The sequence below is a fragment of the Pseudonocardia oceani genome, assembly GCF_019263585.2.
GTDB lineage: Bacteria > Actinomycetota > Actinomycetes > Mycobacteriales > Pseudonocardiaceae > Pseudonocardia > Pseudonocardia oceani.
On sequence record NZ_JADQDF010000001.1, the window covers coordinates 2850395 to 2871683 of the forward strand.

The following is a 21289-nucleotide window of genomic DNA, read 5'->3' on the forward strand; positions in this document are numbered from 1 at the left end:
AGGATAGTGCGGCCCGCGTAACCTGTCCGCGATGCCGAACACGAGCCTTCGCGGGTGGGGGCGCACCGCGCCCACCCGCGCGAACGTCGTCCCGGTGCGCTCCGCGGCGGACCTCACCGAGGCGCTCGCCGCCGCCGGTCCCCGGGGCGTCATCGCCCGCGGACTGGGCCGCTCCTACGGCGACCCGGCGCAGAACGGGGGCGGCACGGTCCTCGACATGACGGGCCTGTCCCGCATCCACTCCGTCGACGCCGACTCGGGCCGCGTCGTCGTCGACGCCGGCGTCAGCCTCGACACCCTGATGCGCGCCGCGCTGCCGTTCGGGCTGTGGCTGCCGGTGCTGCCCGGCACCCGCCAGGTCACCGTCGGCGGCGCGATCGGCGCCGACATCCACGGCAAGGCCCACCACGTCGTCGGCAGCTTCGGCAACCACGTGGAGTCGCTCGACCTCGTCACCGCCGACGGCCGCGCGCACACCCTCACCCCCGACGACGAGCTGTTCTGGGCCACCGTCGGCGGCATGGGGCTCACCGGCGTCGTCGTGCGGGCCGTGCTGAGGCTGCACCACGTCGAGACCGCGTACTTCCGCGTCGACACCGAGCAGATCGACAACCTCGACGACCTCATGGCCCGCCAGTCCGTCGGCGACGAGGAGTACGCCGAGACGGTGTCCTGGTTCGACGCCGTGACGACCGGCCCGCACATGGGCCGCGGGCTGCTGATGCGCGCCAACCACGCCACGCTCGACGACCTGCCGCCCACGCTGCGCCGCCACCCGCTGCGCTTCGACGCCCCGCAGCTGCTCACCGTGCCCGACGTGTTCCCCCCGGGGCTGCTCAACCGCGTCACGGCCAGGCTGTTCAGCGAGCTCTGGTACCGCAAGTCGCCCACGAAGCTGGGCGCGATCCAGAACATCACCCAGTTCCTGCACCCGCTCGACATCCTCGGCGAGTGGAACCGCGGCTACGGCCCGCGCGGCTTCCTGCAGTACCAGTTCGTCGTGCCGCTCGAGCGCGGCGACGTCGTGCGCAGCGTGCTGGAGGAGATGGTGCGGGCGAAGCAGGTGTCCGCGCTCAACGTGCTCAAGCGCTTCGGCGAGGGCAACCGTGCGCCGCTGTCGTTCCCGAAGCCGGGGTGGACGCTGTGCGTCGACATCCCTGTCGGCGACGGCCTGGGCCCGCTCTGCGACGCCCTCGACGAGCTCGTGCTCGACGCGGGCGGCCGGCACTACCTGGCCAAGGAGTCGCGCACCACGCCCGAGGCGATCCGGCGCGGCTACCCGCGCCTGGACGAGTGGCGCACGGTGCGCGACGCCGCCGATCCCACGGGCGTGTTCACGTCCGACATGTCCCGACGCCTGGAGCTGACCTCGTGATCGATGCCGTCGGGAACCCGCAGTCCGTCCTGCTGATGGGCGGCACGTCCGAGATCGGGCTCGCCGTGGTCGAGGCGTTCGCGTCCGACCGGCCGCTGCGGGTCGTGCTCGCCGCCCGCGCCTCCGAGCGCCTCGACGCCGCGAAGGTGCGGTTGGAGAAGCTCGGCTGCGCGGTGGAGACCCTCGAGTTCGACGCCCGCGCCGTCGAGACCCACTCCGACGTCGTGCGCCGGGCCTTCGTCAACGGGGACATCGACGTCGCGCTCGTCGCGTTCGGGCTGCTCGGCGACAACGAGCAGGCGTGGACCGACGTCGACGCCGCCGTCGAGCTCGCGCAGGTCAACTACACGGCGGCGGTGGCCGTCGGCGTCGCGCTCGGGAAGAAGCTGTCCGAGCAGGGCTTCGGCTCGCTCGTCGCGTTCTCGTCGGTGGCCGGGGAGCGCGCGCGGCGCTCCAACTTCGTCTACGGCTCCACCAAGGCCGGCATGGACGCGTTCTACTCGGGGCTCACCGAGGCGCTGCGGCCCGAGGGCGTGCACGTCACCGTGGTGCGTCCCGGGTTCGTGCACACGCGGATGACCGAGGGCCTCAAGCCCGCGCCGCTGTCGACCACGCCCGAGGCCGTCGCGCAGATCGTCGTCGACGCGGTGCGCAACCGGCGGGAGCTCGTGTGGGCCCCGGGGCCGCTGCGGTTCGTGATGAGCGCGCTGCGCCACGTCCCGCGCCCGCTGTTCCGCCGCCTGCCGGTCTGACGCCGCCCGCCCTCCCTCTCCCCCTGTTGGCCGAGCCCCCTACTCGCTCCCCGCGTGCAGGATCGTGGCGCGCACCTGGCCGCTGCGCTCGAACGCGCCCCAGGTGTCGGCGCGGTGGGTGGGCTTGCGGCGCTGCGCGGAGACCAGCGCGGCGGCCAGCGTGGGCTGGCGGGTGGGGCCGGCGGCGTGGCGCGGGGCCGGCGGGACGTAGGCGTCGGCGTGGGTGCGGGCGTCCGGGATGCCGGCCGACTCGCGGGCCGCCCGGAACACCTCGACCGTCGACGACGGGGCCGGGCGGCGCGGGGCGCCGATCCGGCGCAGCCGCCGACGGGCGGGCTCCTCGACGAAGCGGAAGGCGGCAGCCGCCACCGGGTAGGTCGCGACGATCACCGCGAGCGCCACCAGGTGCCCGAGGACCCCGCCGCGCAGCGCCGGCACGTAGGCCTGGGCCAGCCAGAGGATCTCGAACATCGGGATGTGGACGAGGTAGAGGCTGTAGGAGACCTTGCCGCCCTGGACGAGCGCGGGGCGGGACAGGACCGTCGCCGGACCGCGGTCGGCCAGCGCCAGCGCGCCCACCAGCACCGGGAACCCGACGATGACGACGCCGCCGAAGCCCGGCGCCACGAACTGCCCGCAGTAGAGGCCGACGGCCATCAGCAGCGGCAGCAGCCACGCGGTCGTCGACGCGACCCGCCGGACCGGCTCGGTCCGCGGCAGCCGCCGGACCACGAGGTGCACCAGCACGCCGGCGCCGAAGCCGCAGAGGATGCGGACGGCCCAGCTCCACTCGTAGTACGGGTCGCCGGCCGTCGCGTAGGCCGAGGCGATCGGCAGCATCAGGGCCACCGCGCCGACGCCCAGGACGAGCAGCGGCAGGTTGCGCAGCCGGAAGAACACCAGCGCGGCCACCGGGAACAGCAGGTAGGCGAGCCACTCGGCGCTGATCGACCAGGTCGGCCCGACCCAGGACGCGCCGTCGAGGAACTCGTTGTTCCACATCTGCACCATGAGCAGCTGCTGGACCCACTGCCCGACGCTGACGATCGGCTGCACGCCCTGGAAGGCGATGACGTCGTCGGAGCCCAGCACGAGCCGCGCCAGCAGCCAGAGGCCGAACAGGTGGAAGACCAGCGCGTACACCGGCCACATCCGGCAGAAGCGGGCCCACACGAACCTCGCGGTGGTGCCGACGTGCAGTGCCGGCCCCATCGACGCGAGGTAGGTGTGGGCGATGACGAAACCGCTCAGGACGAAGAACAGGTCGACGCCCAGCGCCCCCGAGGTGATGAGCGGTCCGAGCACCCCGACCACCTCCGTCACGCCGGTCATGGCGGTGAAGTGGAAGTGGAACGCCACGACCCACACGGCTGCGACGATGCGGAGGCCCGTCAGCCCCCGGATCTCACCGGAGGGGGCGGCTTGAGTGCCGGATGGGGTGGTCCGCGGGGCTGCGATCGTCACGGTGGCAGTAACTGGGACATTCGGACCAGCGTTGCGGGTGACACCCGGACCGTACCTGGATGGCCGTCGTCGTCACTGTCCGCTCACAACCGACTGCGGCGACCGGGTGACCGTCGTCCGGTCGTGGCCGGGCCGCCGCCGTCGCCGCTGGTCACGGTGGGCTACCACCGATCGAGGTGCAGCACCCGGTCGAGCGGCTCGCGCGGCGCGGGGCGGAACGTCTCGCCCGTGAAGTACGCCGTGGGCAGCAGCACGCCCTGGCGCACGTGCGGAGGGATGCCGAGGAGCTCGGCGACCTCCTTCTCGTAGCGCAGGTGCAGGGTGGTCCACGCGCTGCCGAGCCCGCGGGCCCGAGCGGCGATCTGGAAGCTCCACGCCGCCGGCAGCAGCGACCCCCACAGCCCGGCCTGGTTGCCCTGAGGCAGCTCCTCGCCCGCGGCGATGCAGGCGATGACGTGGACGGGGACGCGGCCCATCACCTCGGCGAGGTACTCGGCCGAGGAGGTGACGCGCTCCTGCACCGCCTGCCGCTCCTGCGTGTGCCCGGTGCCCGCGCGCGAGGCGTAGACGGGCGAGTTGCGGTAGGCGTCGAACGCCTTCGCGTAGTGCTCGCCGATGCCCGCCCGCAACTCCGGGTCGGTGACGACCATCCAGTGCCAGCCCTGGGCGTTGCTCCCGGTGGGGGCCTGCAGCGCGACCTCCAGGCTCTCCCGGACCAGGTCCAGGGGCACGGAGCGGTCGAGGTCGAGGCGCTTGCGGACCGAGCGGGTGGTGGTGAGGAGCTCGTCGGGAGCCAGCGGGAGGGTCATGCCCCGATGATGCCCGTCAGCCGATCGGGCGGCACTGCGCCGCGACCCGCGGGTCGCGGTCGTAGCGGTAGGCCGTGCGCTCCACGGCGCCGGTGAGGTTGCGCACGAACCGGTCGAGCGTCAGCGGGTCGCGGTAGGACGCGAGCAGCTCCCGCGTGGCCGGGCACGCCAGTGCGGCGCGGGCGGCCTCGATGCCGGCCGGGTCGACGAACCCGGTCTCCGTCGTGCCGGAGTCGGCGACGAACCACTCCGGCGGGAGGTCCTTGTCGTGCCCGATGCGGCCGTCCGGTACCGAGGTGGCGTGCGTGGCCAGGGGGTTCGTCAGGCCGACCCCGTCGAGCACGCGGGTGTCCAGCGGCGCGAGCTCCCCGGTGACGCCCAGGTTGAGCCAGGTGATCGTGCTGGGCCGGTCCGGCGTCGGGAACAGCCACCAGCGCAGCCCGTCGGGGCCGGGTCCGGGGAGGGCCAGGGAGGGTCCCGGGGCGCCGGCGAGCGCGGCCACCCCCTCCGGGGCGACGGGGTGGTCGACGAAGTCCTGCGCCACGACCGGGTTCGGCCGGTCGACGATCACGACGTAGTAGAGGCGCTCGTTGGCGATCCAGTTCGGGCCCAGCGTGTCGTAGGCCGGGCGCAGCGCGAGGAACGAGACGCCCGCCCAGGCCACCATCCCGAGGACGGGCAGCGCGGTCCGGCGGCTGAACGGCACGGCCGCCAGCGGCAGGAACAGGCAGAACAGGGCCGGGAGCAGCATCCGGCCGTGCATGAAGTCGCCGCCCACTCGCGTGACGTAGGTGGCCAGCAGGGCCGACGACACCCATGGCACGGCGACGACGACGGCCGTGGCGACCGTCGCCGTGCGGCCCAGCCGGAGCAGCAGCAGGACCGCGGCGACGAGGCCGAGCAGCACGGGGACGGCGAGCCAGTAGGTGTCGGTCAGGTCGCGCAGGTAGGAGTAGCCCTGCCGCCAGCGCGACGTGCTCGCCTCCTTCGCGAGCGCCGTGCCCGGCACGAGGAGCCCGTAGTAGCCCGCCCGGAAGACCTCGTAGGCCAGCGGCAGGGCGGCCGCGACGCCCGCCAGCGCGGCGACGCCCCGCCACCCACGGCGGCGCTCCAGCACGACGAGCGCGACGGCGACGGCCAGCCCGAACAGCGCGAGGTCGGGGCGCACCAGTGGCGCCAGGCCGAGCACGAGCGCGGCGGGCCAGGCCCGGCCGCCGCCACCGGCCCGGTGCGCCTCCAGGCGCCGCACGAGCAGCCACCAGGTCAGGCCCAGCCAGCCCACGATCAGCCCGGTCTCCAGCCCGGAGGTGCCGAAGTCCCAGAACGGCGGCAGCGCCACGACCACCAGCGCCCCGAACGGCACCATCCACCGCTCGCTCGCGAACAGCCGCCGCGCCGCGTCCAGCGCGAGCCCCACCCCGGCCACCGAGCACACGAGCCCCAGCACCACGGCCGCCCAGTTCAGCGAGACGCCGGCCAGCCCGGGCAGCGCGAGCAGGTAGGTCCACAGCGTCGAGGTGTTGGCCTCCACGCGCTCGCCCTGGTTGAACACCGGGCCCGCGCCCGCCAGCAGCTGACGGACCGTCCGCAGCACGATCAGCCCGTCGTCGCTCATCCAGCGGCGGTGCCAGACCATCGCGGCGAAGCCGGCCAGGACCACCGCGAACCCCACGGTGGTCCAGGTCGCCGTCCTGCGCAGAGGTGGGGCGGACGGGGGCGGCCCGGCGGGCTGGACCTCGACGGTCGCGCTGATGGTCGCCACCTCGTTCGGCTCGGTCGGTCGGTCGCGTCCATGGTCCCCGGCCGGTCCGGCGGGCCCGGTGGTGGGGCGGACGGGCGGGCGTCGGCGGAATCCCGCATCCGCCTTAGGGTGGCGCGGTGCTCTCGCCCGCGCGGTCGGCCCCGCAGGCGCCGCACCCCCCCGTCGACCACCGGACGGCGCGCGCCGTCCTCGTCCTCGCGCTGGTGGCGCTGGTCGCGGCGGTCGCCTTCCCGCTCGCCCCCGTGCAGCAGGCGCGCGCCGAGTACGCCTGGTCGGCGGCGCAGGGCCCGACGGCGATCCCGCTGATGCCCTACGAGCCGGTGGCACTGTCGGTCACGACGAGCTGCGACGCGGCCCGCACCGGCGGCGTGCTGCTCTCGACCGTGCCGCTGCGGCCGGACCCGGGCGCGGTCCCGCTGGCCGGGCTGCAGCTGACCGCGGCCGACGGCCGGCTGTCGGTGGTGAGCGCCGGGCGCGACCTCGGAGCCGTGCCGCTGCCCGCCGGTCCGTGCGCGATCGCGCTCACGTCGGACCCCGACCGCACCGAGGTCCTCGTCGACGGGACGCCGCTCCTCACCCGGGACGGCGACGTGCGCCCGGCCGTCGTCGGGGCGTTCTCCGGCACCGACCGCGACGTGGCGCTCGCGCTGACCGCCGACACCCGCTTCGAGACGACGATCTCCCCGCTCAAGGCGGGCATCGCCGTCGTCGGCGTGCTGGCGCTGTTCGGCATGCTCGGCGCGCTCGCGCGGCTCGACGGGCCCGCGCGGGTCCGGCTGCTCCCCCGCCGGTGGTGGCTCCCCCGTCCGGTCGACGCGGCCGTGGCCGCACTGCTCGGGGCGTGGTGGGTGGTCGGTGCGGTCACCGTCGACGACGGCTACATCAGCGGCATCGTGCGCAGCCGCGGCAGCAACGGGTTCGTGGGCAACGTCTACCGCTGGCTCAACGCGCCCGAGGCGCCGTTCAGCTGGTTCTACGACCTGACCCACCTCTGGTCGCTCGTCTCCGCCTCGACGCTCTGGATGCGGCTGCCCGCCACCCTGCTGGGGCTCCTCACGTGGGTGCTGCTCTCCCGCGGGCTGCTGCCCCGGCTGGGATCCGCGGCGCAGCGGCCGTGGCTCGCCGCACTCGCGTTCGGCACGTGGTGGGTGCCCTTCCAGCTCGGGCTGCGCCCGGAGCCGTGGGTCGCGCTGGGGCTGCTCGGCGTGCTGCTCGCCGTGGAGCGGGCGGTCGCGACGCGGCGGCTGCTGCCCGTGGCGCTCGGGCTGGTGCTCGCCGGCGCCACCACGGCGCTGACGCCGGGCGGGCTCGTGGCGTTCACCCCGTTCCTCGCGGCCGCGGTGCCGCTCGTGCGCCTGGTGCGCGCCCGTCCCGCCACCCACCGGTGGCCGCTGGTCCTCGCCGGGCTGGCCGCGCCGGCGTCGGCGGTGCTGCTCATGGTGTCCGACCAGAGCCTGGCCGCGGTGCTGGAGGCCACGCGGGTGCGGCAGGTCATCGGCGGCGGCGTGGAGTGGTACCAGGAGTACGAGCGCTACGCGCTGCTGCTGCAGCCCGACTCGTTCCAGGGCGCCATCGGGCGGCGCGCGGCCGTGCTGGTGACCGTCCTGGCCGCGGTCGGCGTGCTGGTGGCGCTGCGGCGCGGGCGGACGAGGCTCGCCGCCGGGCCCGCGGGCCGGCTCGCCGTGTCGCTGCTGCTCGCGCTGGCGATCCTGACCGCCACCCCCACGAAGTGGACGCAGCACTTCGGCGACGTCGGCGCGATCGGGCCGGCGGTGCTGGTCGCGGGTGCGGTGGCGTGGCGGAGCGCACCGCTGCGGCGCCGCCCCCGCGCCTTCACGGCGGCGCTGGCCGCGGCGACCGCCGTCGGGTCGCTGGTGCTCGCCGGCTACAACGCCTGGCCCTACGCCTCGGGCTGGTTCGCCCCGACCTTCTCGACGCTGCCGCCGCAGGTCGCGGGCACGGCCGTGGCGACGCCGGTCGTGGCGGCCGGGCTCGTCGTCGTCGCGGTGCTGGCCGCCCGCGCGGTCGGTGCGCGGGCCGCCGACCGGGCCGCGCCGGACGTGCCGGAGCGGGTGCCCGGGCCGGTGCCGGTGCTGGCGGTGGTGCTGGTGGCGGTCCTCGCGCTGCAGGTGCTGAGCCTCGCGCGCACGGCCGTCGAGGAGCGCGACAGCTACACGCTGGCCTCCGACGCCGTGTCCACGCTGCGGGGCGCCCCGTGCGGGCTGCAGGAGCGCCTGTCCGTCGAGACCGATCCGGCCGCGGGGCTGCTGCGCGCGCGGACCGAGCCGGCTGTGCGGGCCGAGCGCACCGTCGACGTCGGCGGCGCCCGCGTGCGCGGCGTCGCGGTGGCGGGGTCGTCGACGACCGCGTGGTTCGCCCTCGAACCGGAGCAGCGCGACGGCGCGCTGCCCGTCGTCGTCACGACGGCGGGGGCGCTGCGGCCCGGCGACGTGCTGCGCATGGAGTTCGGCGACGCCGCGGGTAACGTCGTCGACGTGCGCCCGCTCGGGCCCGCCGAGGGCGACGTGCGGGAGATCGCCCCCGCCGGGGCGGAGTCCGTGCGGCTCGTCGTCGCCGGCGTCACGACGGGACAGGCCGCCCTGGTGACGCTGCCCCGGGCGCCCCGCCTGACCCGCATGGTCGACCTGCTGCCGGTCGGGAGCACCGCGGTCCTCGACTGGCCGGTCGCGTTCCTGTTCCCGTGCCTGGCGCCAGAGCCGATCCGCGACGGCGCCGCGGGTCTGGCGACGTGGCGGGTCGCACCCCCCGCCGGGGATGACGCCGCCGCGATCACCTACTCCCCCGGCTTCGGCGGCCCGTTCGCCGCGCCGCGGCTGCTCGTCACCGAGCGGGTGATGGCGACCTACCTCGACGGCGACCCGCTCCGGGACGCCGCACGGATCGTCCGGTGGGACCCGGCCGAGCCGCTGGCCAGGTCGGTGCCGGTGGTCACCACCGAGACCGTGCCCGGCTGGGCGGCGAGCGGACGGGCGCGGGTGCCCGGGCTCGATCCGGTCGGCTGACACAATGGGACCGGAGATCACGAGCCCGACCCGGAGGTCGACCCTTCCCCATGCTCACCACCCCGGACACCATCGACAGCGCCGTCGCGTCCGCCCCGTCCGGTCCGGACGCCGGGCGGATCGTCGCGCAGCGCGGTCTGTTCTTCGGCCCCACACCGCAGGTGCCGGAGGACCTCTACTCGCGCGTCGAGCGGGGCACGGCCCGCCGCCGGCGCGGCCGCGTCGAGCTCGGCCAGGGCAGCCTGGTGTCCACCAACACCTACTTCGGCCGGTTCCACGCCACCTACTGGCAGCGCTGGACCGACGTGCCCGCCGTCGAGGTCGACCTGGTCGTCAGCGGCACCGGCCGGGTCCGGCTGCTGGCGTCGGACACCAACAAGGTGTGGCGCATCGTCGACGCCCACGAGGCCGAGGGCGCCGACGCCGAGCCGGTGCGGCTCACGGGCGCGATCGACCGCTTCCTCGACGGCGGCGGCATGTGGCTGGAGATCACCACCGAGACCGGCGAGCTGGCGGTGTCGGAGGTGCGCTGGTCGGTGCCGACGACCCGCCCCGTGCCGCCCACCGACGTCGTGATCTGCACGTTCAACCGCGTCGAGGACTGCCTGAACACCCTCACGGCGATGGCCGACGACCCCGGGGCGCTCGCCGTCGTCGGGCGCGTGCAGGTCGTCGACCAGGGCACCGACCCGCTGGAGTCGCGCGAGCGGTTCGCCGAGGTGTCGGCGGCGCTGGGTGAGCGGCTGCGCTACGTCCGCCAGCCCAACCTCGGCGGTGCGGGCGGGTTCACCCGCGGCCTGTTCGACGCCACCGCCGGCGCCCCGGAGGACCACTCCGACGTCCTGCTCATGGACGACGACGTGCTGCTCGAGCCGGAGATCATGGTCCGGCTCACCGCGTTCGCGGCCAGCACGCGGCACCCGACGATCGTCGGCGGGCAGATGCTCAACCTGCTCCACCCCGGGCACCTGCACATCTCCGCCGAATACGCCGACCCCGAGGACCTCCGCGTCGGGCTGCCCGTGCGCGGAGCCCTTAAGGAGGCCTACCTCCTGGGCCTCGACGAGCACGACCTGCCGATCAACCAGGAGCGGCGCGTCGACACCGAGTACAACGGCTGGTGGTCCTGCCTGATCCCGGCCCGGATCGTGCGCGAGATCGGCTACCCGCTGCCCCTGTTCTTCCAGTGGGACGACATCGAGTTCGGCTACCGCGCCCGCGCCCACGGCTTTCCCACCGTCGCCCTGCCCGGCGCCGGCGTCTGGCACGCCGACTTCGGGTGGAAGGACTGGGACGAGTGGCACCGGTACTTCAACTTCCGCAACGGCCTGATCACCGCCGCGCTGCACACCGGGTTCTCGACGAAGCGCATCACCCGGCGCATCGGCCTGCTCATGTCCACCTACCTCGTGTCGATGCACTACGGCCTCGCCGCGACGCTGCTGCAGGCCGTCGAGGACTTCCTGGACGGCCCGGGGATCCTGCGCGACGGCTCGGCCGCCGCGGCGGCGGAGATCCGCCGCATCCGCGCGGCCTACCCGGAGACGGTCGTGCACCCGATGTCGGAGCTGCCGAGCCAGGTGCCCGACTTCCGCGACGCGCAGGTGGTGCGTGACGCCGGCAAGCCCGGGAACGAGCCGCTGACCTGGGCGAAGCGGCTCGCCTTCCTCCTCACCGACCGGGCCCCGCACGCCACCGGGTTCGTCCCGGCCGGCGACGCGCACTGGTGGCACGTCTCGACGTTCCGCCGGGCCGTCGTCGCCGACATGGGCGAGACGGGGTACCGCATCCGCACCCGCGACCGGGCCCGGGCGCTGGAGCTCGCGAAGCGCGGGGCGCACGTCGTGCGCCGGGTCGTGTCCGAGGGCCCCGGCGTGGCGCAGCGCTACCGCGACGCGGTGCCCGGGCTCACCAGCCGCGCGAACTGGGCGCGGCTGTACGGGGTCGACGAGGGCTGATGCGCCCGGTGAGGGACGTCGACGGCGGCCCGGTGCGGTGACACCGGCCCCCGCCGCCGGGCCTCACGCGTCGAAGATGCGCTTCCAGCCCTCGCGGCCGGTGAGCTCGGGCACGGCGTCCCGGTAGCGCTGCCGCAGCTCCGGCCACACCCGCGCCACCTCGCGCAGCTGCGCCACCGACTGCTTCATCATCGCCTTGAACAGCGCCGGGTCGCGGCGGCGGAACGTGACGCCGCGGCCGTCGGGGGTGGACACGGTGGCCGAGTCGAGCCGCGAGAGCACGAACCACTGCGCCTGCTTCGACGGCACGTTGCGCTGCGGGACGACCGCGTGCGCCGGGTCCACGGGCCGCAGGTTGTGCAGCACGCTCTGCGCCAGCCCCTTGACGATGGCGAGCTTCTTCGTCGGCGGCTCCGGGAACGCCTGGGCGGCCAGCGCGTCGAGCTCGGAGAGCGGCACCTCGGTGGCCGAGTCGAGGGGGCGGCCGTCGTCGAACTCGGCCCGCTTCGCGCGGATCTCGCCCAGCACGACCGGCAGCTTCGGGAACAGCTGCTCGGGCCCGGCGAGGAAGTCGCGCAGCGCCATCTCCTGCAGCGCCATCGCCGAGTACTCCATGAGCATCAGGTGTCGCAGGGAGCGCTTGACGGTGTCGACGAGCAGCGCGCGCGGGTTGTCGGGCCCGTGCAGCGCGGCCGCGACGAACCGGTTGCGGTAGTGGAAGTAGGCCTGCCAGTCGCTCGTGTCGTCCTTCTCCAGGAACGACATGTGCCAGATGGCGATGCCCGGCACGGTGGCCGTGCGGTAGCCCTTGCCGCGGGCGCGCAGCCCGTACTCGGCGTCGTCCCACTTGATGAACAGCGGCAGCGGCAGGCCCAGGTCCTCGGCGACCGACCGCGGGATCAGGCACATCCACCAGGCGTTGTAGTCGACGTCGGTGCGCCGGTGCAGCCACGGCGTCTGGCGCAGCGTGCGCTCGGCCAGGTCGTGGTGCGGCTCGGTGCCGGGGGCGTTGCGCCACAGGAAGGCGTTGCGGTCGACGACCTCGCCCATCGTGGAGAGCTGCGAGCGCGCCTGCAGCGACAGCATCTGCCCGCCGACCAGCATCGGCTCGCGGCTGTAGCGCGAGAAGGCGACGGCGCGGAGCACGGAGTCGGGCTCCAGCAGGATGTCGTCGTCCATGAACAGGATCTGCTCGCAGTCGGTGCTGCCGAGCGCCTCGTACATGATCCGGGCGTAGCCGCCGGAGCCGCCGAGGTTGGGCTGGTCGATGATCCGCAGCGTGTCGCCGAGCTTCGCGGCGACGGCGTCGAAGCCGGGCTCGTCGCGGACCTTCTTCGTGCCCTGGTCGGGGATGATCACCGCGACCACGGCGGCGAGGACGGCCGGGTCCTCGGCGATGGCGTTCAGCGTGGCCACGCAGTCCGACGGCCGGTTGAACGTCGGCATGCCGATCGTGACGGCCGCGCGGACCGGCGACTCCTCGGCGGCGTACCAGCCACCGGACTCCAGCGTCAGCTCGCCGGAGTCGGTGGTGAGGTCGAACCAGTACCAGCCGCCGTCCTCGAAGGGGCGCAGGTCGAGCGCCATGTCGAGCTCGTGGCGGCCGTCGACGACCTCGCCGCCGACGAAGATCTGCGAGCCGTCGGCCTTGGTGCGGTAGACGTCGACGCGGCCGGAGCCCGTGAGCGTCAGGCGCAGGTGCACCTCGGTCAGGCGCGACCAGTGGCGCCAGTAGCCGGCGGCGAAGGCGTTGAAGTAGGCCCCGAACGAGACCTCGCTCTGCTCCGGCACGAGCGCCGAGGTGCGGGAGACGACCCGCAGGCGGCGCGAGGTCGCCGCCGTGCCGACGAGGCTGACCTCGCGCAGCGGCGATCCCGGGAGGGGCGGCGGGGTCGTGAGGCGCAGACCCGTGCGCTCGTCGAGGTAGAGCGAGCGCACGCTCATGGGGTCGCCCGAGCGGGGGAGGATGACCCGTTGGAGCAGGCCGTTCGCGACGGTGTGGGCGTCCATGGTGGCTGCCTTCTCGACGGTCTGGGTCATGTTGGGGCGATCAGTCCTTGTTCGTGGGGTTGCCTTCTTCTCCTCCTGAGGGTAGCGGCGGGGTCCTGTTCGCCTTGAGGGCGGCCTTGGTGAGGTGCTGCCGCGGCGCTTCCGGTCCTCGGCGCCCTGGCGGGCACCTGCGGTCCGGGTCGCCTTGCCCTCGAAGCCCGTGATCCAGTATGGATATCTGCTGATCACAGTGCTAGAGTCGAACATGTGTTCGACTCCGATGTGCTCGAAGGCCCAGATGCCCCCGAGCAGACGCTGGGCAACACCGCGCCGTCCGGACTGTTCGGGCTCGAACTGGAGTTCGCCACCGGGTCCCTCGGATCGCTGTCCGACGCCGAGCTCGTGGACGCTGTTGTCGGGTTCGAGCGACTCGCTGCGTGGGCCGCTGCCCGACAGGCCGCCGTCCTCGCCGAGTTCTCCCAGCGATCCGGCGACGGCTCCGTGCGCGCCGTGAGCGCTTCCGTGCCACTGCGGGAGTGGGCCTCCGACGAGATCGGCATGGCTCTGACCGTGTCCCGCGGATCAGCCCAGGTGCGACTGGCCCAGACCCGGCGACTCTCCGGTGTCCTACGCCCCACCCGCGACCTGCTCGAAGCCGGCCGGCTGTGCTGGTCTCGAACCCGGCTGGTGTGCGACCGGCTCGCCCTGCTCGACGACACCCTCGCCGCCGCCGTCCAGGAACGGGTGCTGCCCGCTGGGCCGGGGCAGACCTGGGCGCAGCTCGACGCCGCCCTGCGACGGGCGATCCTCGCGCTGGACCCCGACGGCGCCGCGTCACGACACCGGGCCGCCCGCGCCGAACGGCGCGTCGACGTGTTCGCCGGCGAGGACGGCATGGCCACCCTCTGGGCCCGCCTCACCGCCCCCGACGCCGCCTCGTCCTACGCCTGGCTCACCCGGCTCGCCCGCGGCCTCGGCGCCGACGACCCACGGACCCTGGACCAGCGCCGCGCCGACCTGCTCGCCGCCGTCCTCACCGGGCGGCTGGTCCTGCGCGACCCCGCCGCCTCGGACACCGTCGCGGTCGTCCCGGTCACTCCGGGCAAACCGCTCATCACCGTGCTGGTCCCGCACTCCACACTCACCGGCGCCGACGACGCCCCCTGCGAGCTCGTCGGCTACGGCCCGATCCCCGCGCCACTGGCCCGGGAGATCGCCGCCGACTCCGTCTGGCGCCGCCTGTTCACCGACCCCCTCACCGGCACCGTCCTCGAGTACGGACGCACCACCTACCGGCCCCCCGCCGCCCTCGCCGACCACATCCGGGCCCGCGACATCACCTGCCGCGCCCCCGGCTGCCGACGCCCCGCCGCCACCTGCGAACTCGACCACGTCATCCCCTGGAACCCCGACGGCACCACCGGCGAGGACAACCTCATCGCCCTCTGCCCCGCCCACCACGACCTCAAGGAACACCCCGGCTGGCAGACCGAACTCGGGCCCGACCGCGCCCTGGAATGGACCACCCCGACCGGGCACCGCTACCGGACCGGGCGGCACGACCACCGGGTCCGCTGAGCGGGGTCAGTCCTCGGCGCTCTCCGAGCCGGCCAGCGTGCGGCCGTCGGTGAAGTACGGGGCGATGCGGTTGTCGAACATGCTCAGCGCCGAGCCGATCGCCATGTGCATGTCGAGGTACTGGTAGGTGCCCAGGCGGCCGCCGAACAGCACGTTGGCGTTGGCGGTCTCCTTGCGGGCGAGCTCGCGGTAGCGGAGCAGCTTGGCGCGGTCGTCGGGCGTGTTGACCGGGTAGTACGGCTCGTCGCCGGGCTCGGCGAAGCGCGAGAACTCGCGGACGATGACCGTCTTGTCGCTGCTGTAGGCGCGCTCGGGGTGGAAGTGCTTGAACTCGAGGATCCGCGTGAAGGGGACGTCCTCGTCGTTGTAGTTGATCACCGGCGCACCCTGGAAGTCGGGGGTGTCGACGGTCTCCTGCTCGAAGTCGAGCGTGCGCCACGACAGGGCGCCCTCGGAGTTGCCGAAGTAGGCGTCGAGCGGGCCCGTGTAGACCGTCGGGGTGCCGGCCGGGATCTGGTCGCGGACGTCGAAGTAGTCGACGTCGGTGCGCACCTCGATGTTCGGGTGGTCGGCCATCCGCTCCAGCCAGGCGGTGTACCCGTCGACGGGCAGGCCCTCGAACGCGTCGTTGAAGTAGCGGTTGTCGAACGTGTAGCGCACCGGGAGCCGGGAGATGATCGACGCGTCGAGCTGCGTCGGGTCGGTCTGCCACTGCTTGGCGGTGTAGCCCTTGACGAATGCCTCGTAGAGCGGGCGCCCGACCAGCGAGATGCCCTTCTCCTCGAGGTTCTTCGCGTCCTTGGTGTCGATCTCGCCCGCCTGCTCGGCGATGAGCGCGCGCGCCTCGGTGGGCGAGTAGGAGCGGCCGAAGAACTGGTTGATCAGCGCCAGGTTCATCGGGAACGCGTAGACCTGGTCGGCGACCTTCGCGAACACGCGGTGCTGGTAGCCGGTGAAGGCGGTGAACCGGTTGCAGTACTCCCACACCCGCGCGTTGGAGGTGTGGAAGAGGTGCGCGCCGTAGCGGTGGACCTCGATGCCCGTCTCGGGCTCGCGCTCGGAGTAGGCGTTGCCACCGAGGTGGGAACGGCGCTCGAGCACCAGGACGCGCTTGTCCAGCTCGCTGGCCACCCGCTCCGCGATGGTCAGGCCGAAGAAGCCCGAGCCGACGATCACGAGGTCGTAGTCCGCATAACTCACGGAGTCCACGGTAGCGGCGCGTCCGACCCCGGAGGGACGCGGCTATCGTTGCGCCTCGATGACCGGGAGCCGCGCCGCCGAGCGGAACGACCAGGGGTGGGCGCCGACGCCGGCTCCGGTGCCCCCGCCTGCCCGCTCCCGGGCCCGGCCCGTACCGGCCCTGGCCGCGGCCGCGGCCGCAGAGATCGTCACGGCGTTCGGCGCCGCCGCGCTCGCCGTGCAGCTGAGCCGCTCGATCGTCGTCGATCCGCTCGACCGCATCGGTCAGGTCAGCGGTCTGGCCGCGCTCGACCTCCGCTTCGTGCTCGTGGGCCTCGTGGTCGTCGCGGTGTGCGCGGCGGTGGCGCGCGCCGGCGAGGGCGCCCGCGCGGTCGTCCACCGCTGCGCCTTCGCCGCGGTGGCCGGGCTGGCGACCGGCCTGGTCGCGGGCGGGGTCCTGCTCGCGCTGCGCGGCACGGACTGGCCGCTGTTCGCCAACTGGGGCGACTCCGGCCAGCTCATCCGCTGGACCGACGACATCCTGGTCGGCCGGGCGGTGCCCGCCGAGTACCCGCCGGCGGTCCTGCACCTGCTCGCACTGTCCACCGACCTGACCGGTGCGTCCGCGGCGGAATCGCTGCGGGCCGTGCAGGTCGTCGGCACCGCGGTGTTCGGGCCGCTCGCCTACCTGGCGTGGCGGCTGGTGCTGCCGGCCGGGTGGGCGCTCGCGGTCGCCCTGGTGGCGGGCTTCCCGCTGCTGGAGCCCTACAAGCCGTACACGACGGTCGTGCTGGTCGTGCTCGTGCCGGTGGTGATCGCCTTCCTGTCGAGCCTGCGCCGGGCGGCCGAGCTGCCCTGGAGCCGGATCGCGCTGGTCGGGCTCGGCACGGGTGCGGCGCTCGGCGTCCTGTTCCTCGTCTACTCGGGGTGGTTCCTCTGGTCGGCGCCCGGCGCGGTGGTCGCGGTCGGTGTGCTGCTCCCCTGGCGCACGGCCGCGCTGCGCGGGCTCGCGATGGTCGGCCTGGCGCTGGTCGGGCTGGTCGCCGTCGCGTTCCCCCACCTGGTCGGGCTGCTGTCGGCGGCGGGGAGCGTGCAGGACCGCTACTTCTACTTCGACACGTTCGTCGAACCGGCCTACATCGCGATGTGGCGCAACGACCTCGCCGGTGACGTCGGGCCGTGGCCGCCGCCCGGCGAGCTGGCCGGCGTCGGCGTGTTCACCCTGCTGCTCGTGCTCGGGCTCGGCGCCGCGGTCGCGCTCGGCGGACGGCGGACGGCGGTGCTGACCGCGGCGCTGCTGATGGCCGGCGCGTGGGTGCTGCGGTTCTTCTTCGCCTCGCAGATGTACGAGACCCAGACGGTGCAGCTCTACCCGCGCACCTCGGCGGAGATCCTGTTCTGCCTGCTCGTGCTGTCGGTCCTGGCGGTGCGGTACGCGCTCCAGCGGGTCACCCTGCCGACCGGTACGCCCGTGACGCTCGGCGTCCTCGCCGCCGCGCTCCTGCTCGCCCTGTCGATGGGCTCCTCGCTCGCCGACCGCTACCTGCCGCGCGACGACGGGTCCACGGCGCTGCTCGCCTACGTCGCACAGCTCGTGCGCCAGCCGGACGGGACCTGTCCGGACTACGGCCCGGGCTGCGCGGCCACCCCGGGGGAACTGCTGGCCCGCGACGAGCCCGCTGATGGCTGACCTCGTCGCGGCGTGGCTCCCGGCACTGCCGGCCGCGCTGGTCGCGGTGGCCTGGTGCGTGCTCCCGGGGCTGCTCGTCACGCTGTCCCTCGGGCTGCGTGGCGTCCTCGCCTGGGGCGTCGCACCCGCCACGTCGGTCGCGACGATCGCGGTCGCCGCCGTCGTCGCGTCGGTCGCCGGGGTGCCGTGGTCCCCCGTCGTCGCGCTCGCCCCGGCCGTCGCGCTCGCCCTGCTCCTCGCCGCGGCGCGGTGGGGGCTCGCCCGCCTGCGACGCAGGCACGACGCGCCCGCGGCCCCGCCACCCGCCGGGGACGGCACCGCCGTCACGCTCGCCGCGCTCGCGGGACTCACCGTCGCCGCGCTGGTCGGGGCGTTCACCGTCGTCGACGGCATGAGCCTTCCGACGGCGCTCTCCCAGACCTACGACGCCGTCTTCCACTACAGCGCCGTCGCCCGCATCGTCGCCGAGGGCGACGCGTCGTCTCTGACGCTCGGCACGCTGACGTCGCCGGGCGCAGGCGCCGCCTTCTACCCCGCGGCGTGGCACGACCTGGTCTCGCTCGTCGTCCTGAGCGCGGGCGCCTCGATCCCCGTCGCCTCCAACGCGGCGGCCGGGGTCGTGGCCGCGGTCGTCTGGCCGCTGGGCTGCACAGCGCTGGTGCGCGTCGTCGCCGGGCCGTCGTGGGCCGCGGTGGCCGCCGCTCCGGTGCTGGCCACGGGGTTCATCGCGTTTCCCTGGTCGCTGCTCAGCTTCGGCGTCCTCTGGCCCAACCTCGTGGGCATGAGCCTGGTGCCTGCCGTGCTCGCCGTGGTCGTCGCCGCGGTCGGCCGCGAGGCGGTCGGCGCCCTCACCCGGACGCGGGCGGTCGTCCTGCTGCCGGTCCTGCTCGCCGGCCTGGCCCTCGGCCACCCGAGCACCGTCTTCAGCCTCGCGGTCATCGCCGCGTTCCCCGTGGCCTGGTCCTTGGTGCGGTGGCTCGGCCGGATGCTCCGGGCGGGCCGGTGGGTGACGGCGGTGCCGGTCGGGCTGGTCGCGGTCGTGCTGGTCACCGTGGCCGTCGACTGGCTCCTCACGTCACCGGTGTTCGACGACGTCCGGTCCTTCGACTGGGCGGCGTTCGAGACGCCGCTCGGCGCCGTCCGGGAGACCGCGCTCGGGGCCACCAACAGCAAGGGCCCGGCCAGGGTCGTGTCGGTCGTGGTGCTCGTCGGCCTGATCGCCGCGCTGTGGCGGCCCGGGTACCGCTGGCTGGTGCCCGCACACCTGGCCTCAGCGACCCTCTACGTGCTGGCGGCCTCCTCCGAGTCGTCGCTGACCGCCGCGGTCACCGCGTTCTGGTACAACGACTCCTACCGGCTCGCCGCGATGATCCCCGTGACCGGGGTCCCGCTGGCCGTCGTCGGACTGCTCGCCGTCGGTGCGGTCCTCGCCCGCGTGCCGGGGCTGTCCCGGATCGGCGCCGGTGGGCTCACCGCGCTGGCCGCCGTCGCGGTGCTCGTCGGCACCGGCGGGATGTACGCCCGCACGCACGCCGCCTTCGTCGACGACGCCTACCTGGCCGTGCCCGCGGGCCGGTCCGAGCTGGTCGACCCGGCCGAGCGCGCCTTCTACGACCGGGTCGCCGCGATCGTCCCGCCCGACGCGGTGGTCGCCCAGAACCCGTGGACGGGCAGCGCCCTGCTCTGGGCGCTCACCGGACGGGAGGTGCTGTTCCCGCACCTCACGGGCAACTGGACGGCCGACCAGGACCTCATCGGGCGCCACCTGGACGAGGTGGTCGACGACCCGGCGACCTGCGCCGTCGTCGCGCGCTCGGACGTGCGCTACCTCCTGGTCGGGAACGCCGACTTCTGGCCGGGCGACGCGCGCAGCCGGGAGTACCCGGGCCTGGCGAGCCCGGACCCGCGCAGCGGCTTCGAGCTCCTGGCCTCCGACCGGTTCGGCAACGCCCTGTACCGGGTGCCCGACTGCGGTCCGGCGGCGACCGACGGGTGACGCCCCCGCGGCCGGGCTACCGGCCCGGCGCGACCAGCGCGTCCCCGCACGACCCTCGCGGTGCGCCCCGCACCGCCAGGTCGGCGGGCAGCGCGGTCGTGCCTCGGTACGCGCGCAGCGCCTCCAGGTCGCCGGGCCCCAGCGCGTCGAGGCGGACCAGGTCGGTCACCCCCGACGGGCTCGTGCCGATCTCCGCGTAGGCGGCCGTCCGGGGGTCGTCGGCCAGCCCGGTGAGCCGCGCCCAGTCCGGGTTGATCGTGATGAACGTCGGGCGGACCTCGTCGAACACGTGGTCACGCAGCCCGGCGGTGTCGCCCGCCTTCCAGAACCGGGCGATCCGGGAGTCCGCCAGCCCCACCAGGTCGACGATCGGCAGCGCGCTGGCCAGCGCGGCCCCGCCGATGTCCGGGGCCAGCAGGACGTGGTCGCCGTCGCCGAGCACCGCCGAGTAGCCGTTGAACGCGAGCCCCGTGTTCTGCGCGACCACGCAGAGCGGCGCGGTGGGGGCGGAGCGGACGGAGCGCACCCCGTCGAGGAACGCCGCACCGGTGGGGACCGCAGCCACCACGGCGAGTACGGCCACGACCACCCGGCCGCGGACCGGTAGGCCGGGCAGCACCTCGGCCGCCGCGACGGACACGGCGAGCGCGCCCAGGGCCCACACCGGTGTGGCGAAGCGGAGCTGCCCCATCCAGTCGCCCTCGAGGACGCCGAAGGCCGCGACGGCCAGGGCCAGCGGGACCAGCAGCACGACGAGCCCCCGGCGCGACGGCGAGGGCCGCAGGACCGCCACGCCGACCACGACGGCGCCGAGCACCGCGGCCAGCCACCCGACGTAGGAGACGATCTCCCCGGGCCGGGCGAGCTCGGGCGGGCCGGGTAGGCCCTGCGACTTCGCGAGCGCCGTGTTCGGCAGCCACTCCCCGAACGTGGCGAGGCGCCAGGCGAGGTAGGCGCCGGCGGGCACGGCGAAGGCCACCGTGCCGGTGACGACGACGCGCACCGCGTGGCCGAGCTCGGCGCGGCGCAGCAGGAGCAGCACGGTCAGCGGCAGCGCCACCGCGTAGATCAGGCCGTCGGGCCGCGTCAGAGCCGCGACGGCCGCGAGCAGCCCGCACCACACGGCGGAGCGGACGTTCGGCAGCCCGCCGCCGGCCGTCGCCCGCACCAGGACGGCCGCGATCGCCGTGGCGCACAGCGCGAGCAGGGAGTTCTCCAGGCCCGACATCGTCCAGACGACGAAGGACGGCACGGCGGCCGTCACGGCACCGGCGACGACCGCGACGGCGACGGGGCGGCGGCAGAGCACGGTCGTGACGGCCAGGAAGCACGCGAACACGCCCGCCACCAGCACCAGCGCCAGCAGCTTGGGGAACGCGACGTAGTCCGGGACGCCGAACCACGCGCCGTGGTCGAACAGCCCGAGGACGCGGCCGACCGCGAGCAGCGCCAGCCAGGCCGGGTTGGAGTACCCCTCCACCACCTCGGCGCCGGGCTGCAGCACCGGCCCGGCGCCGGTCGTGATCGAGCGGACGTAGGCGAAGGTGATGGCGGCGTCGTCGACGATCCACCGGCCGTACAGGAGGGCGTGCAGCCCGACGAGCAGCGTGGGCACCCCGACGGCGACCGCGAGGCCCGCAAGGCCGACCCGCGGGACCGGCTCGGCGGGTGCGACGTCCGGACGCTCTGCCACCTGGGTCACGGCCGCCATCCT

At 74.6% G+C, this 21289-nt stretch carries 13 protein-coding genes; 7 read left to right on the forward strand and 6 right to left on the reverse strand.

What is annotated here, in order from left to right:
- Positions 1-31 precede the first annotated feature (31 nt).
- Positions 32-1375, forward strand: a complete 1344-nt coding sequence (gene dprE1, locus I4I82_RS14275; RefSeq protein WP_218590871.1) for a decaprenylphosphoryl-beta-D-ribose oxidase — start codon at positions 32-34, stop codon at positions 1373-1375.
- Positions 1372-2127, forward strand: coding sequence for a decaprenylphospho-beta-D-erythro-pentofuranosid-2-ulose 2-reductase (gene dprE2, locus I4I82_RS14280; protein WP_218595784.1), 756 nt, complete (start codon positions 1372-1374; stop codon positions 2125-2127). The genes dprE1 and dprE2 overlap by 4 nt, the downstream gene beginning before the upstream one ends.
- 39 nt (positions 2128-2166) lie before the next feature.
- Here dprE2 and I4I82_RS14285 read toward each other — a convergent pair whose 3' ends face one another.
- The 3 genes from I4I82_RS14285 to I4I82_RS14295 all read right to left on the reverse strand — a co-directional run bounded on the left by I4I82_RS14285 (position 2167) and on the right by I4I82_RS14295 (position 6162).
- On the reverse strand, positions 2167-3591 hold the full coding sequence (locus tag I4I82_RS14285) for an acyltransferase family protein (RefSeq protein ID WP_226370053.1): 1425 nt from the start codon (positions 3589-3591) through the stop codon (positions 2167-2169).
- 161 nt (positions 3592-3752) lie between these two features.
- A complete protein-coding gene (locus I4I82_RS14290) occupies positions 3753-4400 on the reverse strand; it encodes a nitroreductase family protein (protein WP_218594439.1) in 648 nt (215 codons plus the stop codon).
- A gap of 16 nt (positions 4401-4416) precedes the next feature.
- Positions 4417-6162, reverse strand: a complete 1746-nt coding sequence (locus I4I82_RS14295; protein ID WP_226370054.1) for an arabinofuranosyltransferase AftB family protein — start codon at positions 6160-6162, stop codon at positions 4417-4419.
- Between the two features lie 116 nt (positions 6163-6278).
- Between I4I82_RS14295 and I4I82_RS14300 the strand changes: the two genes are divergently transcribed.
- Together I4I82_RS14300 and I4I82_RS14305 are read left to right on the forward strand one after the other, a co-directional pair.
- Entirely contained in the window at positions 6279-9185 is a 2907-nt protein-coding gene (locus I4I82_RS14300; RefSeq protein ID WP_218595786.1) for an arabinosyltransferase domain-containing protein, read from the forward strand.
- A gap of 50 nt (positions 9186-9235) precedes the next feature.
- Positions 9236-11143, forward strand: a complete 1908-nt coding sequence (locus tag I4I82_RS14305) for a glycosyltransferase (protein WP_218590176.1) — start codon at positions 9236-9238, stop codon at positions 11141-11143.
- Between the two features lie 63 nt (positions 11144-11206).
- Here the strand turns inward: I4I82_RS14305 and I4I82_RS14310 are convergent, their stop codons facing one another.
- Positions 11207-13183, reverse strand: a complete 1977-nt coding sequence (locus tag I4I82_RS14310) for a glycosyltransferase (protein ID WP_225920600.1) — start codon at positions 13181-13183, stop codon at positions 11207-11209.
- A 216-nt stretch (positions 13184-13399) separates the two neighbouring features.
- On the opposite strand from I4I82_RS14310, the gene I4I82_RS14315 reads away from it, so the two are divergent.
- Positions 13400-14710, forward strand: coding sequence for an HNH endonuclease signature motif containing protein (locus I4I82_RS14315; RefSeq protein ID WP_218595787.1), 1311 nt, complete (start codon positions 13400-13402; stop codon positions 14708-14710).
- Positions 14711-14716: 6 nt separating this feature from the next.
- On the opposite strand, the gene glf is transcribed toward I4I82_RS14315, so the two are convergent.
- Positions 14717-15919, reverse strand: coding sequence for a UDP-galactopyranose mutase (glf, locus tag I4I82_RS14320; protein WP_218591253.1), 1203 nt, complete (start codon positions 15917-15919; stop codon positions 14717-14719).
- A gap of 49 nt (positions 15920-15968) precedes the next feature.
- Between glf and I4I82_RS14325 the strand changes: the two genes are divergently transcribed.
- A complete protein-coding gene (locus tag I4I82_RS14325; RefSeq protein WP_218591252.1) occupies positions 15969-17579 on the forward strand; it encodes a hypothetical protein in 1611 nt (536 codons plus the stop codon).
- On the forward strand, positions 17572-19575 hold the full coding sequence (locus tag I4I82_RS14330; RefSeq protein WP_218591251.1) for a DUF6541 family protein: 2004 nt from the start codon (positions 17572-17574) through the stop codon (positions 19573-19575). The genes I4I82_RS14325 and I4I82_RS14330 overlap by 8 nt, the downstream gene beginning before the upstream one ends.
- A gap of 16 nt (positions 19576-19591) precedes the next feature.
- Here the strand turns inward: I4I82_RS14330 and I4I82_RS14335 are convergent, their stop codons facing one another.
- Positions 19592-21286: a hypothetical protein gene (locus tag I4I82_RS14335; protein WP_443690117.1), complete on the reverse strand. Its 1695-nt coding sequence runs from the start codon at positions 21284-21286 to the stop codon at positions 19592-19594.
- Positions 21287-21289 lie beyond the last annotated feature (3 nt).

Excerpts from the sequence above, each read along its gene's own strand:
- dprE1 (WP_218590871.1), top strand. The coding sequence starts at position 32 with ATGCCGAACACGAGCCTTCGCGGGTGGGGGCGCACCGCGCCCACCCGC.
- I4I82_RS14290 (WP_218594439.1), bottom strand. The coding sequence starts at position 4,400 with ATGACCCTCCCGCTGGCTCCCGACGAGCTCCTCACCACCACCCGCTCG.
- I4I82_RS14305 (WP_218590176.1), top strand. The coding sequence starts at position 9,236 with ATGCTCACCACCCCGGACACCATCGACAGCGCCGTCGCGTCCGCCCCG.
- I4I82_RS14310 (WP_225920600.1), bottom strand. The coding sequence starts at position 13,183 with ATGACCCAGACCGTCGAGAAGGCAGCCACCATGGACGCCCACACCGTC.
- I4I82_RS14325 (WP_218591252.1), top strand. The coding sequence starts at position 15,969 with ATGACCGGGAGCCGCGCCGCCGAGCGGAACGACCAGGGGTGGGCGCCG.
- I4I82_RS14330 (WP_218591251.1), top strand. The coding sequence starts at position 17,572 with ATGGCTGACCTCGTCGCGGCGTGGCTCCCGGCACTGCCGGCCGCGCTG.
- I4I82_RS14335 (WP_443690117.1), bottom strand. The coding sequence starts at position 21,286 with ATGGCGGCCGTGACCCAGGTGGCAGAGCGTCCGGACGTCGCACCCGCC.